This is a genomic window from Pseudomonas sp. MSSRFD41, from assembly GCF_014230245.1.
GTDB classification, from domain to species: domain Bacteria; phylum Pseudomonadota; class Gammaproteobacteria; order Pseudomonadales; family Pseudomonadaceae; genus Aquipseudomonas; species Aquipseudomonas piscis.
The window spans coordinates 19,825-34,869 of record NZ_JACKZK010000021.1; the positions used below are offsets into that span (position 1 = coordinate 19,825).

A 15,045-nucleotide genomic window follows, 5' to 3' on the forward strand; every position below is an offset into this window, starting at 1 on the left:
GCTGTAGGGGATCGCTGTTGGATAATGCCGGCTTGGAACGATCCCTCGAGTTTTTGTATGTCTTGCGTGAGTTTTTCTGCGGCACAGCATCAGGCCAGCACTTTGTACCTGCCGCCAGGTCCTTGGGCGACCGTACTGGATTGCCTGTGCGATCACTTCACGGCCATCAGTCGTGAGCAGTGGCTGGACCGGTTTACCCGGGGGCGGGTGCTGGATGGACAAGGCCAGCCCATCGGTGCGGAGGCGGCTTATCGTGAAGGTTTGCTGATTCACTATTTTCGCGAGGTGCCGAACGAAAAGGTGATCCCGGTGCAGGAGACGGTGTTGTATGCCGATGAGCACCTGGTGGTGGCGGACAAACCGCATTTCCTGCCGGTGACCCCGGCGGGCGAATACGTCGAGCAGACCCTGCTGCGGCGGTTGATCCGTCGTTTTGACAACCCGCATCTGGTGCCCCTGCATCGTATCGATCGGCACACCGCTGGGTTGGTGCTGTTTTCCGCCAACCCGGGTAGTCGCTCGGCCTACCAGGCGCTGTTTCCCAGCCGGCAGATCGAGAAGCGTTATGAAGCCATTGCCGGGGCCTTGCCCGATCTGGTCTTTCCGCTTTTGCACAAGAGCCGGCTGGTGGACGGCGAACCCTTCTTCCGCATGCAAGAGGCCCCAGGGGTGAGCAACACCGAGACCCTGGTGGATGTCCGGGAAAAGCATGGCGACCTGTGGCGTTACGGGCTGTATCCGGTGACGGGCAAGAAGCACCAGTTACGAGTGCACATGAGCGCCCTGGGCGCGCCGATCTGCAATGATCCGTTCTATCCCCAGGTGCTCAAGGACGCTGAGGACGACCCGGCCAAGCCATTGAAGCTGCTGGCCCAGGGGCTGCGCTTCGTCGATCCGCTGACGGGCCAGGAGCGCGAGTTCGAGAGTGGTATTCGCCTCGATTGGTGATATTGGGGCCGCAAAAACGCTAAAACCCGCACCAGGCGGGTTTTAGCGTTTTCAGGTCGGCAGTCGCCAGGCTTACAGCTCCTTGACGGTACGTACCTGATCCTTGTTGATGCGAGTCCGCTTGCCGTCCAGTTGTTCGAACTCGTAGAAGCCGGAATCACTGTCGAACTTGGGGGTATCCACGGCCTGGATTTCGCGACCATCATTCAGGGTGATCACTGTCGGCGATGCGCAACCGGCGAGAGTGGCCAGGCCCAATGCGAGCATGAAAGTGGCGAGGGTCCGTTGAGTCATTGTATGTCTCCGAAATGAGTACTTATGAGTGCTGGTCTTCAGACGTATACAACGTCTGCAAGTTCCTTGGCCAGGGACATTCTGCCACGTTGGCGGGACGATCGCAGGCGTTCGCTGATGTGCGCCGCTCATTGTGCCTGATTGTTCCCGAATGAACCGACCCTCGAGGCATTGCCGGATGCACGGCGGCGGAGCGGAGGCCTGTGATATAACACCGGCCTGTTTCCCCATCACTGGATCGAGCCTATGAAAGCCAAGGCTGATGTACCTTTTGCCCCGCTGAATATCGCGGTGTTGACCGTCAGCGATACCCGCACCCTGGACACCGATACCTCCGGCCAGCTCTTCGTCGAGCGCCTGGGTACTGCCGGTCACCACCTGGCGGCGCGGGTCCTGCTCAAGGACGACCTGTACAAGATCCGTGCCCAGGTCGCCACCTGGATCGCCGATGACCAGGTACAGGTAGTGCTGATCACCGGTGGTACCGGTTTCACGGGGCGCGATAGCACTCCAGAAGCGGTGGCGTGCTTGCTGGACAAGCAGGTCGATGGTTTTGGCGAGCTGTTCCGGCAGATCTCCGTGGCGGACATCGGCACCTCCACCGTGCAGTCGCGAGCGCTGGCCGGCCTGGCCAATGGCACATTGGTCTGCTGCCTGCCTGGTTCCACCAACGCCGTGCGCACCGGTTGGGATGGCATCCTTGCCGAACAGCTGGACTCGCGGCACCGTCCCTGCAATTTCGTTCCTCACCTGAAACAGGCGGCACCCTGTGAATCCCGTGGCTAAGCCGGGCAAGCTCGGTGCCCTGATGCCTGTGGAGGAGGCGCTGGAGCGCCTGCTGGCGATGGCCGAGGCGACGCCGATCCGCGAGCGCGAGCGTTTGCCATTGGCGGCGACCCAGGGGCGGGTGCTGGCCGAGCCCCTGGTATCCAGCCTGGACCTGCCGCCCTGGCCCAACAGCGCCATGGATGGTTATGCCCTGCGCCTGGAGGATTGGAAGGGCGAGCCCCTGCCGGTCAGCCAGAAGGTCTTCGCCGGCCAGGCCCCGGAGCCGCTGCAACCGGGCACATGCGCGCGGATCTTCACCGGGGCCCCGGTGCCGGCCGGCGCGGATTGTGTCGAGATGCAGGAAAACACCGAGGTCCAGGACGATCAACGAGTGCGTTTCACCGAGCCGCTGAAAGTCGGGCGGAACATCCGTCCCCAGGGCCAGGAAACCACCATCGGTGAGCAGATCCTCGCCGCGGGCACTCGCCTGGGACCTATCGAGCAGGGGCTGGCCGCTTCCCTGGGATGCGCCGAGCTGGACGTGATTCGCCGTGTGCGCGTGGCGGTGCTATCCACCGGCGACGAACTGCTGGAACCGGGCCAACCCCTGGGACCCGGGCAGATCTACAACAGCAACCGGGTCCTGTTGTGCAGCTGGTTGCAGCGCCTGGGCTGCGAAGTGCTGGACGCCGGGATCCTGCCTGACGACCTGGCCGCGACCCGCGAACGCTTGGCAGGGCTCAAGGACGTCGACCTGATCCTGTCCACCGGCGGTGTCTCGGTAGGGGAGGCGGACTTCCTCGGCCTGGCCCTGCGCGAGGCGGGAGAGCTGGCCTTGTGGAAGCTGGCGATCAAGCCGGGCAAGCCCCTGACCTTCGGGCATTTTCGGGGTGTGCCGGTACTTGGCCTGCCTGGCAACCCGGCATCGACCTTGGTGACCTTCGCCCTGCTGGCTCGTCCCTACCTGTTGCGGCGCCAGGGTGTGCAAAGCGTCCAGCCGCTGCGTTTCCAGGTGGCGGCCGGTTTTGCCTGGCCCCAAGCGGGCAATCGGCGTGAGTACTTGCGGGGGCGGCTCGAGGATGGCCGAGCGATCATCTATCGCAACCAGAGTTCAGGGGTCCTGCGTAGCGCGGCGTGGGCCGAAGGCCTGGTGGAGGTGCTCGAAGGGCGGACCCTGGTCGAAGGTGACCAGGTCGCTTTCATTCCCCTGAGCGAGCTGCTGGATTGATCCTCCGGAGCCGGCCCGGTGTTGGGCCGGCTACGGAACGTTCAACGCAGCAGTAACAGCAGCAACAGGCCGAAACGGCTGTGAAGACCCCAGGTCACCAGACCCGCCAGCAGGGCTGCGGCCAGTGCCAGTCGACCCAGGCGCTTGAGCAATGACGATAGGCGGGACTGAGGCGGGCGCGGTTCGCGGAATTCCTGGCTTGATGGAGTGGCCAGCCAGGCGTTGTCTTCGATGCGGTTGAGCGTCGAATGCGCTCGTGGATACAACCCCTTGTCATTCATGACCTTGTACTTCCCTGTTTGAGGCATCAGCGCCTGGCGACCACAGTCACTGATCGGTGCTGGAGGGTCAATTCGGGGAATTCTCTTTCTAAAGTCAGAAAAGTTACTGCAGCGGCCCTGGCTGTGGGCGAGCGTTGGGGCCGTCCCAGTAACGGCGGTACATGCCCAGGCGCTTCTTCAAGCCCAGGGGCAGGTAGCGTTCCTGCTGGCTGAGCTTATAGGCGAACAGCTTCAGTGCATTGCGCAGCAACGAGCCTGGCCATTGCAGCAGTCGTCCGAAGCCGAGGAATGCCAGTTCGGATTTGACGTAGCGCAATCCCTCGCCGCCGGCGCCGCCGAAGGCCTGGCGGATCCAGGGCTCCCGCGCATGGAACACGCCGATGTCGAAATAGCGGCGGAACTCTTCCTTGAGGCTGTAGTTGTGGGAGTGTCGGCAACAGGCTGTGCCTTCATAGACGACCTTCCAGCCGGCCAGGAGCATCTTGGCGCCGACGTACATGTCCTCGGACAGGATTACGTGGCTGGGAAAACCGCCCACCTGCATCAGCGCCTCGCGACGATAGGCCGAGAACGAGTTGGACATGAAGGCGGTCTTGATGCCCAGCGCCGGCACGTCGGCCAGGCTCTTCACCTGGGACGTGGGTGGGTAGTTGAACAGGCGCGCATGGGTGGCCAGGGGGCTGGCATCCAGGTGCGGCAGCTGGCGCCCGCACACGGCTCCCACTTGCCCATCGGCGAAGGGCGCGACGATGTTGGCGATGCCCTCGGCATCGGCGAGGTAGGCGTCCTGGGTCATGAACACATAGACGTCGTATTCGGCATTGCGCTCCGCCATCAGTTGCCGGGTACCCCCGTGATTGAAGTCGCGGCTGTCGATGCGCAGTACGTTGGGGCAGCGCGACACGGCCATTTCATAAGTGCCGTCGCTGGAGCTGGAGTCGACGATCAGGGTATCGAAGACGGCGCTCTGGATGGCCAGGGAATCCAGCAACCGGGCCAGGTCCCGGCAGCCGTTGTAGGTGGGGATTACACAGGCCACGCGCAGTACCGACATAGATGCCTCCGGTTCAGGTCAGGTTCTGGCGCCAGGGGCGCAACCAGGCGGCGAGCCCCAGCAGCAAAAGCAACCCGCAGGCACTGCTCAGGGCCAGTTGCCAGATGATCGAGGTCAGCGGATGCAGGAACAGCGCCGCCAGCAGCATGCCGCCGATGCCGATCGACCAGTGGCTGCGCCAGGGCAGCAGGCCCAGCAACCGCTGGCGGCGCATCAGCAGCAGGGCGGTGAGCACCACCCCACAGATGGCCGCCAGGGCGATGCCCACCAGCCCCAGGAAGTAGGGAAGCGCGGCCAGCAGCAAGGCATTGAGCAGACTGCCGGCCAGTTCGCAGTTGAGCGGCATGCGGGTATCTCCCGCGGCGTAGGCATAACGCGCCAGCAGGGCGTTCCAGGCACCGAACATCAGTGGCACCGAGAACCAGGCCAGCAGGTTCGGCAAGGGGCTGTCCGCCGCCTGGGAAGGCAACAGCAGATGCACCAGCGCTGCCGCGGCGCCGATCAGCCCCACCACCGCCGGAATGGTCAGCAGGCTGGCGCTGCTCAGGCCCTTGCGCAACAGATCCAGCCGTTGTTCGCCGGAGCTGCCGCTCATCAGGCCCAGCAGCACTTGGTTGAGGCTCATCAGGGCGATCAGCGGCAGGTTGATCAGCTTGCGCGCCAGGTTGATCCAGGTGACCGCACCCTCGCCCAGCAACGAGGCGGCCATGCGTTCCAGCAACGCCAGGCCCTGGCTGGCCAGGTTGCTGCTCAGCAACGGACCGATGCGCTGCAGCAATTCGCGGCCGGCCCCGGGCGCGCCCTGGATGCGCCACGGGCGCCAGCCCTCGCGCAGCAGGCTGGGCAGCAGCACGCTGGGCATCAATACACTGCCCAGGACGCAAGCGGCCGCCAGACCGCTGGGGCTGGCGGCATGTTGCAAGCTGGCCAGGTAGAGCACTGGCGGCAGGTTGAACAGCAGTGAGCCCAGACCGGCCAGGACGAACCGCGAACGAGCCTGCAAGGGTACGCAGAACAGGCTGTGGAGAATGAATCCAGGCGCACACCAGGCCAGCCAGTGCAGGCCGCCGCTGGCCAGGGCGTAGCCGTCAGCGGAAAGGCCTGGGCCCACCAGGCGTACCCACAGGGGCGCGCCGAGGCTCAGCACGCCGCCCAGCAATAGGCCGCAGAGCAACAGGCGCGGGGCCAGGGCGGCGAGCCAGGCCTGTTGCTGCGTGGTCGAGCGTTGTTGGTACAAAGGCAGGGCCGCGGCGCTGAGCAGACCGGCGGCCAGGGCCATGCGCAGGGCCTCGGGCAGGAACATCGCCACCAGGAAACCGTCGCTCCGGCCGCCCGCCCCCCAGGCGGCCACCAGCAACCACTCCCGGGCGAAGCCGGCAGCCAGGCCGGTCAGGGTGGCCAGGGTCAGCCACAGCGTTGCGCCGAACATGTCGGGCGTTTCAGTGGAACAAAGTGAACAGGCCTTTGCCGCCCACTTTGTAGTTGAGGTTGCGGCAGCGTTCGCCCTTGATCGCCGCATCCGGGCCGCTGACGATGGCATAGGGCGGTATCGGCTTGGACACCACCGATTGGCCACCGACTACCGCGCCCTCGCCGATGTCGGCGCCATAGGACAGCAGCGCGCGGCTGGCGATCCAGGCGTAGTCATGGATATAGATCGGCCCGCCCACTGCCCAGAACTCCGGCTCCTTGAGGTCATGGCCGCCGGCGATGATCAATACATGGGAGGCGATGGTCACGTGATCGCCGATGATCAAGCCACCCCGGGCATCGAGCTGGCAGTGCCAGGCCACGGTGCTGTCCTGGCCGATGCGCAGGCTGTCGATACCCAGTACCTCGGTGTTGCGCCAGACCGTGGAGCCCTTGCCGATCTTCGCCCCACCCATGCGCAACCAGAGCAGGCGCAGGGTGTGGCTGGGGATCTTGCAGATCAGGATGTTGTACATCTGTTCCCAGGTGCGCAGCATGCGATCGCGCAGGGTCGGCCAGTTGATGCCGTACATGGGGATCAGCGCGCCTTTGACTTCGCGACCCAGCAGGGCATAGAAGCGCCGGGGCAGGGCCGGTTCGATCTTCGATTCGATGTTCAGGTAGCTGATATAGGTGAGGATGTTGCCCTTGAGGGGCTGCTCGAAAATCACCTCGTTTTCCAGCATCCACTGATAGGCCGCTTCCAGTTCCTCGAGGCTTACGCCCATTTTCTGCGCATATTCGGGCAGTGCCTGTTTCAGGTTCTGCGAGTGAAAGAGGCGATGTTTCATGAATGGTTTCCTGAGCTAGGGGATTCTGGAGCATTGCCTGGCGTAGCAGCCTGGGCCTTGAGCCGCAGGCGCCTGGCTTCATGCAGGTTGAGGCCCAGTAGCAGCCAGAACAGGGCGGCCAAGACCTGGGTGAAGCTGAAATAGTGGTCGAACAGGCCGCTGATCAGCGCCGCGCTCAGGCCCGCGCCGCTGCCCAGCCACAGCGCATTGTCCCGGGTCAGGCGGGTTTGCAGGCCAGGGGCGCGGGTTTCCCGCCACCAGCTCCAGATCACCGCGACGAACAGCAGCATGCCCGGCACGCCGATCTTATAGATGTAGTTCAACCACAGGTTGGAAATCCCCCACAGGCCAGTGCCCGGCACCGGCGGATCGACCTTGAAGCCGATGCCGAAGGGGAACATCGCCATGGCCTCGGGGAAGTGCGTGTACTCGTCGACCCGCACGCTGGTACTGGCGTCGCTGGAAGTGAACAGGGTCAGCAGGCGATCCTGCAGGGGCGGATAGGACATCATCAGCAGGGCGCCCAGGACGAAACCGCCCATGAGCATGCGTCCGGTGTAGGGCACCCGCTGGCGCGCCATCCAGATCAGTACCACCAACAGGCTCAGCAGGGCGCCACGCGAGCCTGAGAGCAACAGGCCGACCGCGCCCAGCAAGGCCACGCCCAGTCCCAGGCGGCGTTCCCAGCCGCTACGGGTCAGGCCGAAGCAGAAGGCCAGCGGCAGGACCAGCGCCATGGCGCCGCCGGTGACGTTGGGGTGCATCCAGGGCGAGCCCATGCGGTTGGCCAGGGCGCTGAGGCTGTCGCCCAGCACGGCGATGCCGCCGTAGCCGAGCCGTTCCAGGATCGGGGTCATGGCGGTGGCGGTGCCGCTCTTGAGGAATACGCTGATCGACAGCAGCAGGAGCATCGATGTCCCCAGCAACAGCCCGCAGACCAGTTGCTCCCGGGCCCGTTGCTCCTGCAAGAGGCGCGGCACCAGGAACAGTGCCGACAGGTTGAGCAGCCAGCGCACCCAGTTCACCGGCCCGTTGCCCACGGCGTCGACCGTCAACTGGCCGATGAGGAAGGGCAGGGCGCTGAAGGCCATCAGCGCCAGCAACAGCTTCTCGGTACGCAGCAGCCGGGGCGGGCGCGGCAGGTTGGAGAACAGGTTCTGGGTCAGGACGCTGACCCAGACCAACAGCAGCAGCGCCTCGGAGACCGTGGTACGCAGGCCGATCTGCACCGTCGAATAGGGCAGGAAGGTGGCCAGCACGGCGAACAGCAGCAGCCCGCGCAAAGGCTGGCGGACCACGGTCACGGCCGCGGCGATGGCGACGATCAGCACCAGCACCTTCAAGGGCGGCAGCAGCCAGATCAGCACGCCGAAAACCAGGCTGAAGATCAGCGCCAGCGGCAGGGCGATGGGCATTACTTGAGCTCCTCGAGCAGTTCATCCAGGCGCTGGCGATAAGCGCCTTCGGCATAGCCGGCGGCCCAGGCCTGGAGCGCCGCTGGATCTTCCTTGGGAGAATCGGCCAACTGCACCATCAACTGGCCCAGCGCGGCGCCGTCGGTTGGCGAGAAGCGCGGGCTGCCGGCCGGGGTGATTTCATCCAGGGCCGAGCCCGAGGCCACTGCCACCGGGGTGCCGACGCTCAGCGCCTCGATCACCGGCAAGCCGAACCCCTCGGCATAGGAGGGCTGCCACAGGCGCAGGGCCTGGCGGTAGACGGCGTGCAGTTGGCTGTCGCTGAGGTCGCTGAGGAAATGCAGGCCGTGCAGGGCCCGCAGTTCGCTGGGCAGATGCTCGGGGGCGCCGATCAGCAGCAGCTCCGGGACGCTGGCCGACTGCTGGCGTGCGGCCTGCCAGGCGGAGACGAACCAGGGGATGTTCTTGCGTGGTTCGCGAGTGCCCACTACCAGCCAGTAGCGCTCGGGCAGTTGCAGGTCGCTGATGTCGGCCGGCTCGCCGCTGAAGCCGGCCACCAGGTTGGGCAGGACCCGGACCTTGTCCCGGGCGGCGGGGAACAGCTTGACCAACTCATCGGCGGTGTACTGCGAGGGCGTCCAGATGCGGTCGGCCTGCTTCACCGAATAGCCGATGGAGAGCTTGTCGCTCTGGCGGTAGAAGCGCTCCTTGAGGCGCGAGCCATGGCTGTTGCTCAGGGTCAGCTGGAACAGGTCGTGCAGTTGCAGCACATAGCGCAATCCCTGGGGTTTCTTGCCCAGCGGCAGGCCCATGTTGAAGTTGCAGATGTAGACCTCGACCCCCGCCTCGCGCAGGGCGCCCGGTAGAAAGCCGCCTTCGAAGCGCAGCCGCCCGGGCAGCCGGTGGATGCCTTGCAGCGCCGCTCCCCAGCGCGGGCAGTGCACCCGGCGACGTAGCGGATGATCTTCCGGGGCCACGCCGAACAACTGCAGGCTGACCTGCGGGTTGGCGCGCAGGGCTTGCTCCAGCGCCAGGTTCTGCCGGCCGATCCCGGTATTGCTGTAACCCGCGGCGGGGCGGTAATCCAGGCCTATGCGCATACGGATACTTGTTCCTTGACAGAGGGGAGTTGGTGATAGACCGCTTCGAGCTGGGCGGCAGCGGCGCTCCAGTCATGCCTGGCCAGGACGTAGGCCCGTCCGGCAGTGCCGATGCGGCGCAAGCGCTCGGGATCGGCCAATGCCTGGGCGAGGATCTGCGCCAGGAACGCGGAATCTTCGCTGCCCAGGTAGTGCTCGCCGTTTTCCACCTGCAGGCCCGAGCAGCCCTGGGCCGTGGTGACCACCGGCAAGCCGGCGGCCATGGCCTCGAGGACCTTGAGCTTGGAGCCGCCACCCTGGCGCAGCGGGGCGAAGAACAGCGCCGAGCGTCGTTGCAGGTCGCGCAGGTCCGGAACGAAGCCCTGCCACTCGATGCGCGGGTCGGTCCAGCGCTGGCGGAAGCTGTCCGGCAGCGCATAACCGCAGATGGCGAAGCGGACGTCCGGGTTGACGGCCCACAGCCGCGGCAGGATATCGTCCAGGGCCCATTGCACGGCATCCAGGTTGGGGCTGTATTCGTAGTTGCCGATGAACAACAGGCGCTGGCTGGAAAAGTCCGGCTGCACCGAGGCGTAGTGTCCGCAGTCCACGCCGTTGACCACCACTGGCGCCGGCTTGCCGCTGAGGCGGGCCAGGGTCAGCGCATCCTGCTCGGTCACGGCGACGACCCTGGCTGCCTGTCGGAACACCCGGGTTTCCCAGCGCCGGTAGCGCCACTGGTCATACAGAGTGAAGGGCTTGGACCAGGCTGGCAGGCGGTCGTAGCTGGCGGCTCCGAGCGCCGACTCGACATTGTGTTCGGTGAGGATGAAAGCTTGTTCGCGCTCGCGCAGTGGCTGCTCGAAGGGTTGGAAACTGTAGCTGTGCTCGATCTGCACCACGTCCCAGGGCTCATCCAGCAATTGCCGGAAACGCTGTTGCAGGGGCTCGGCCAGACCGTTGATCGTGGCCAGCATCGGGTACGGCGCGAACAGCACCGCCAGCAGGGTCTCGAGGCTGCGCAGGGGCCGGCGCGGCAGCACGATCAGGCGATCCAGCCAGGGTTCCAGGGCGGCGCGCGAGGCTTCATCCAAAGGCGTCTTGGATTGCACCAGCAATGTAATGCGGTGCCCACGGGCGGCCAGGGCCCGCAGCAGATGGTATTGCCGGGTCTTGCCGCCGCTGGTGGCGGGCCAGGGCAGGTAGGGCAGGGTCCAGAGAATCTTCATGTTCACCACACCAGGAGTTGCAGGCTGGTTTTCAGCGGTACGTTGATGCCCTGGGCCCCGCTCAAGTCGCTGCGGGTACCGGCCAGAGGATCATGCAACGTGGCGTTGGTCAGCCCAGGAACCTGCAGGCTGGAGCCGCTGGCGCTCCAGAACATCCACACATGGGAGCCATCGGGGCGGGTCCAGGCGATGCTGTAGAGATCGCCCGGGGCATTGGCCAGGGGCGGCGGATCGGCCGGGACCAGGCTGGGCCCGGTGGTCTCGAGGAAATACTTGAGGGCGGTGTAGACCGGCTTGGGGTCGCCGGCCAGGTCCACCAGGCCATAGGCCTGGTCGCGGTTGGTGGCCCGGGAGTCCAGGTCGCTCAGGTTGAACAGGAAGATCCGCTGGTAGTCCATGGCCGCCATCAGGGCCAGGCGCCGCAGGGTGTAGTCGGCCTGGCCGCTGGGGCCGATCATCGCCTGCATCTCGGGGATGCCGGTGGTATAGCTCGACCAGCCCCATTCGGTGGCCCAGACCTGTTGCACGCCCTTGCCGTGCAGGGCGCTGTTGAGGAAGTTGCCCCGGGCCAGGAAATCCTTGGCCGCCGGGTCATCGCCCTCGGGGTATTCGGAGTAGGGATGGTAGGCGGCGATCAGGTTGTCATTGCCCAGGCCCTGGACCAGCAGGTCCTCGAGCATCAGCCCGGGAGTGCTGCGCATCTGGCTGTAGTAGGCCATGCCGGCGGTGGCCACCGGTTTGTCCGGCAGGGCTGTACGGATGGCATTGCTGGTGGTGCCGAGCAACTGGTCGTAGGCGCTGGGATCTTCCTTGGGCAGCCAGACGATGTTCGGCTCGTTCCAGACCTGCCAGGTGTTCACCTGGGGATAGCGCTGGGCGAGCATCTTCATGCGCTGGGCGAAGACGTTGAAATCCTTGGGCGGGTACTGGTCGGAGGGCGGGGCTCCGGCTGGGACGTTGGCGGCGAAGGGCGCCGAACCGACCATGTAGGCGAGGATCTTGTAGTGGCGATCCTTCATGGCGTTCATCGCGCCATCCAGGGTGTCGAGCTGCAGCTGATTTTCCACGGGTTCGATCATCGCCCAGTGGATGGACAGGCGGACCCAGTTCAGGCCCAGGGCGTCGAGCCGGTCCATCTGCTTCTGGTACAGGCTGGGGGCAAAATACTGGAATTGCGCGTTGACCCCGAGGAAGTCCTTCCAGGTCACCGGTCGTGGTCCGCGCAGGGTGTTGTCGGCCAGGGCCGTGCAGGCCAGGGTGGCCAGCAGCACGAGCAGCAGGCCTGATCTACGTGGCATGGACATGGGCAGCTCCTGCGCAGGCATCGGCGAACACTCGGGCGAAGCGTTCGGCAGTTTGGCTCCAGGCCCGGCGCGCGCCGATCATCGCCGCGTGCTCGGCCCAGCGTTCCACCAGCTCCGGGCTGGCGCACAGGTGGCTGATCTCGGCGGCCAGGGCCGCGACATTGCCCTGGGGAAAGATCACGCCATTGCCCTGGGCGACTTCTTCGGCGAACGAACGAGCATCGGAGGTGATGGCCCCGCGACCGCAGGCCACGGCCCAGGACAGCGCTCCGCTGGTGCCGCGCAACTGCCCCAGGACCCTGAGCTTGCTCGATTCGCGGTACGGCAGGACCATCACATGGTGGTCCTGGATGACTCGGGGGATATCACCGGCCGGCAGGTCCAGCTGCCAGTCGATGCTGTCCTGCAGGTTCAGGCGCTGGATATGCTGGCGTAGCTGGTCCAGGTAGCTGCCGGCAGTGCCGAAGGCCATTTCCGGTTCGCTGCCTCCGGCCAGGGTCAAGCGCAGGCGCTGGCGCAGCTCCGGTTGCTGGGCGAAGACCATGGCCAGGGCATCCAGCAGGTCTTCGATGCCCTTGCCGCGATAGATGAAACCGAAGTACAGCAACCTAAGTGGCATCAGCGGCGGCAGCGGCCGGGCGGGGATCGCCAGGTTGCCATGGGGGATCACCACCATCTGCTCGGCCCGCAGGCCCATGCGCTGGCGCAGGCACTCGCCGCCGGCACGGGTCAGGGTGATCAGCCGGTTCAGGCGGCGGGCCAGCTGTTTTTCCTCGTACAGGCAGATCGGGTCGGCCAGCACCGTAGCCAGCTGTGGCAGCGGCGAGGGCAATCGAGCGGCCAGCGACAACGGCCAGGGCAGGGCGGCCCGGCGCCAGACCAGGCGCTCGGGGTCATGCACGGTGGCGCTCAGGGGCAGGCTGGGGAAGCGTTGGCGCAAGGCCCTCAAGGCATGGAACTCGGCCAATCGGCCGCCGCCGAGCTCGGCGTGCACCAGGTCGATATCCTGCCAGTCGGCCTGGGCCACGCGCTCGATGGCACGCTGCGGGTCGTTGCCCAGGCCTTGTAGCGGGGTGCTGATCCGTATCCCTCGCTCGTGCAGGGCCGTGCGCAAATGCGCGGCGTAGTCGGCGATGCCGTTCTGCTCGGGAGGCATGGGGGCCAGCACGGCGATGTGCATCAGTGTGGGCTCCTGATCCGCGCCATGAAACTGAGCACGCTTTCCGGAATACCGAAGCGCCGGCGGTTGAGGATGATGCCATCGACCCGCTTGAAGGCGGTGTTGAGGATCGCCAGGGCGTTTTGCAGGATTGGCACGGTGGTGGTCTCGGCCTCGATGATCAAGGCGATCAGGTCGGCTTCGCGCAGGCTGACGAAGGCCTCCTGGTTGGAGAAGAAGCCCGAGGCCTCCAGCAGTACGATTTCACCGGGTTGCGCAGTGGAGGCGCCATTGACTCGCACGCTATGCCCACGCTCTTGCAACAGGTCGCGCAGGTGGCCGGTCACGAAGCTCACCCCTTCGCCATGGCGGGCCGAAGTCAGGCCGATCACCAGCCCTCGCTCGGCCACCTGTTTCAACGGCAGCACGCCATACAACCGGTACAGGCTGGCGGTGAAGGCGCTGTTGCGCTGCGGCAGGTGGCTATCCAGGTCCTGCAGGCTGCTCCAGACCTTGACGCCGAAACGTTCCTCCAACTGGTCGGCGTCGTGGATGCGCTGGTCCAGCAGGTAGAAGAAGTACAGGGCCAGCAGGCCCACCGCCAGGCTCAGGGGGATGGCGGCCAGCAGCATGGTCAGGCTCTTGGGGAAGATCCGGCTGGGCTGGAAGGTGGCGTCCTCGATGACCGCGATGTTGCTGATCTGGCTCTGGTCCAGCTCGCGGTCGATCCGCGCCTTCTCGGTGCTGTCGCTGTACAGGGCGAAGCTTTTCTCGGCGGCGCTGAGCTCGCGCTGCAAACGGGCCAGCTCAGGTTCCAGGTCCAGGGCATGGCGCCGGTCCTGTTCCAGCTTGAGCAGCTGGCTTTCCTGTTGGGCGGCCTGGGTTTTCAGGCGGCTGAGGCTGGCTTGCTGGTCGGCGAAGCTGTTCTGCAGGCGGGTGTAGACCGGGTTCGGCGCCAGGTTCTCGCTGCGCTGGACCGTGGCGTTTTCCGCCCGTAGCAGGGCCTGCAGGTTGGCGATCGCCGCATCCATGGCCCGGACCGGCGGGGCGCCTTCCTTGAAAGTACGGAGCATCTCCTGGCGCTCGATCTGCTTGGCGTTGATCCGCTGTTGCAGGTCTTGGCGGTCGGGGTTGAGGCTCATCTGGCGCCCGATGCTGATTTCTTTCTTCATGCTGTTGAGCTGCTGCTGGATGGTGTCCAGGCCGCTCTTGGTGGAGGCCACCGCACGGGTGGTATTGAGATGCTCGCCGCGCAAGTTGTTGAGGTTGCGCGAGATGTCGTTCAGGCGCTCTTCGATGCTCACCGCGCCCAGCTGGTTGAGGTAGTCGGCGATCTGTTTCTTGTAGCCGAGGATGCGCTGGTTGGTGCTGGTGCTCTCGGTTTCATAGAAGGCGTACAGGCTCTTGCGCCCCAGGGTCTGCGCGCGTTCCTGCTGGTACTGCTCGATCCAGCTCTTGACCACGGTCTGCGCCACTTGCGGATCGTTCCAGATGAAGCTCACTTCCATCACCGAAGAGCCGGCGGCGTGGGTCACGCTGAAGTTCTTCAGCATGCGCTCGGTCAGGCGTTCGACCGGGGTTTGCTTCTCCACCAGGCCCACCAGTTGCAGCAGCCCGCGAAACAGGTCGGCGATACCTTCGACGGCGCCCTTGAGGGCGTTCTTGATGGTGCCCAGTACGCCGCCGGGCTGGGGCTGGCGCGACAGGTCGTCGAGGTACTGCTGCGCCACCTTGCGGGCGATGGGCGCGCCGGTGAGGATGCGTTCCTCGTCGAGGATCGGATCACGCTGGGCGCTGGGGATCACCACCGCCTGGCGGTCGGAAATCTCGATGGGCAGGGTGCTGGTATCGCGGCCTGGCTTGACCAGCAGCAGGGCGGTGGACTCGAAGCGGTTGGGCAGCAGGAAGGCGCCCAGCACGATGATGATGAACGTCACCAGGACGGTGATCTTGACCTCGCGCTTGAAGATGAAGAACAGCCGCAGCAAATCGCGAAAGGAACGGATATTGATCATGTGTGCAGTC

General features: G+C 65.4%; 14 protein-coding genes. 3 read left to right on the forward strand and 11 right to left on the reverse strand.

The features are described 5' to 3' along the window. The first annotated feature begins 57 nt into the window (after positions 1–57). Positions 58–948, forward strand: a complete 891-nt coding sequence (locus H7A76_RS24985; RefSeq protein WP_185700979.1) for a pseudouridine synthase — start codon at positions 58–60, stop codon at positions 946–948. 72 nt (positions 949–1,020) lie between these two features. Here H7A76_RS24985 and H7A76_RS24990 read toward each other — a convergent pair whose 3' ends face one another. After that, positions 1,021–1,242, reverse strand: a complete 222-nt coding sequence (locus tag H7A76_RS24990; protein ID WP_022640016.1) for a YgdI/YgdR family lipoprotein — start codon at positions 1,240–1,242, stop codon at positions 1,021–1,023. 246 nt (positions 1,243–1,488) lie between these two features. Between H7A76_RS24990 and moaB the strand changes: the two genes are divergently transcribed. Both moaB and glp read left to right on the forward strand, forming a co-directional pair. Beyond that, positions 1,489–2,028 carry a molybdenum cofactor biosynthesis protein B gene (gene moaB, locus H7A76_RS24995; RefSeq protein WP_053133087.1) on the forward strand — a complete coding sequence of 180 codons (540 nt, stop codon included), beginning with the start codon at positions 1,489–1,491 and terminating at the stop codon, positions 2,026–2,028. A gap of 22 nt (positions 2,029–2,050) precedes the next feature. Then, positions 2,051–3,238 carry a gephyrin-like molybdotransferase Glp gene (gene glp, locus H7A76_RS25000; protein ID WP_185701042.1) on the forward strand — a complete coding sequence of 396 codons (1,188 nt, stop codon included), beginning with the start codon at positions 2,051–2,053 and terminating at the stop codon, positions 3,236–3,238. Positions 3,239–3,279: 41 nt separating this feature from the next. On the opposite strand, the gene H7A76_RS25005 is transcribed toward glp, so the two are convergent. The 10 genes from H7A76_RS25005 to H7A76_RS25050 all read right to left on the reverse strand — a co-directional run bounded on the left by H7A76_RS25005 (position 3,280) and on the right by H7A76_RS25050 (position 15,035). Further along, the gene (locus H7A76_RS25005) at positions 3,280–3,519 is read right to left on the reverse strand and encodes a hypothetical protein (RefSeq protein WP_185700980.1); all 240 of its coding nucleotides are present in this window, start codon (positions 3,517–3,519) and stop codon (positions 3,280–3,282) included. A gap of 103 nt (positions 3,520–3,622) precedes the next feature. Next, positions 3,623–4,573: a glycosyltransferase family 2 protein gene (locus tag H7A76_RS25010; protein WP_185700981.1), complete on the reverse strand. Its 951-nt coding sequence runs from the start codon at positions 4,571–4,573 to the stop codon at positions 3,623–3,625. Positions 4,574–4,586: 13 nt separating this feature from the next. After that, positions 4,587–6,002 (reverse strand): lipid II flippase MurJ, encoded by a 1,416-nt coding sequence (locus H7A76_RS25015; RefSeq protein ID WP_185700982.1) that lies wholly within the window; start codon positions 6,000–6,002, stop codon positions 4,587–4,589. Between the two features lie 10 nt (positions 6,003–6,012). Then, entirely contained in the window at positions 6,013–6,834 is an 822-nt protein-coding gene (locus H7A76_RS25020; protein WP_185700983.1) for an acyltransferase, read from the reverse strand. Next, entirely contained in the window at positions 6,831–8,249 is a 1,419-nt protein-coding gene (locus H7A76_RS25025; RefSeq protein WP_185700984.1) for an O-antigen ligase family protein, read from the reverse strand. Before H7A76_RS25025 ends, H7A76_RS25020 begins: the two co-directional genes overlap by 4 nt. Continuing rightward, positions 8,249–9,349: a glycosyltransferase family 4 protein gene (locus tag H7A76_RS25030; RefSeq protein ID WP_185700985.1), complete on the reverse strand. Its 1,101-nt coding sequence runs from the start codon at positions 9,347–9,349 to the stop codon at positions 8,249–8,251. Before H7A76_RS25030 ends, H7A76_RS25025 begins: the two co-directional genes overlap by 1 nt. Next, on the reverse strand, positions 9,340–10,557 hold the full coding sequence (locus H7A76_RS25035) for a glycosyltransferase family 4 protein (protein ID WP_185700986.1): 1,218 nt from the start codon (positions 10,555–10,557) through the stop codon (positions 9,340–9,342). The genes H7A76_RS25030 and H7A76_RS25035 overlap by 10 nt, the downstream gene beginning before the upstream one ends. A 2-nt stretch (positions 10,558–10,559) precedes the next feature. Beyond that, complete coding sequence (locus H7A76_RS25040) at positions 10,560–11,861, reverse strand: cellulase family glycosylhydrolase (protein ID WP_409519207.1); 1,302 nt, start codon at positions 11,859–11,861, stop codon at positions 10,560–10,562. Next, entirely contained in the window at positions 11,845–13,041 is a 1,197-nt protein-coding gene (locus tag H7A76_RS25045; RefSeq protein WP_185700988.1) for a glycosyltransferase, read from the reverse strand. The genes H7A76_RS25040 and H7A76_RS25045 overlap by 17 nt, the downstream gene beginning before the upstream one ends. Next, positions 13,041–15,035: a GumC family protein gene (locus tag H7A76_RS25050; protein WP_185700989.1), complete on the reverse strand. Its 1,995-nt coding sequence runs from the start codon at positions 15,033–15,035 to the stop codon at positions 13,041–13,043. Before H7A76_RS25050 ends, H7A76_RS25045 begins: the two co-directional genes overlap by 1 nt. Positions 15,036–15,045: the final 10 nt, after the last annotated feature.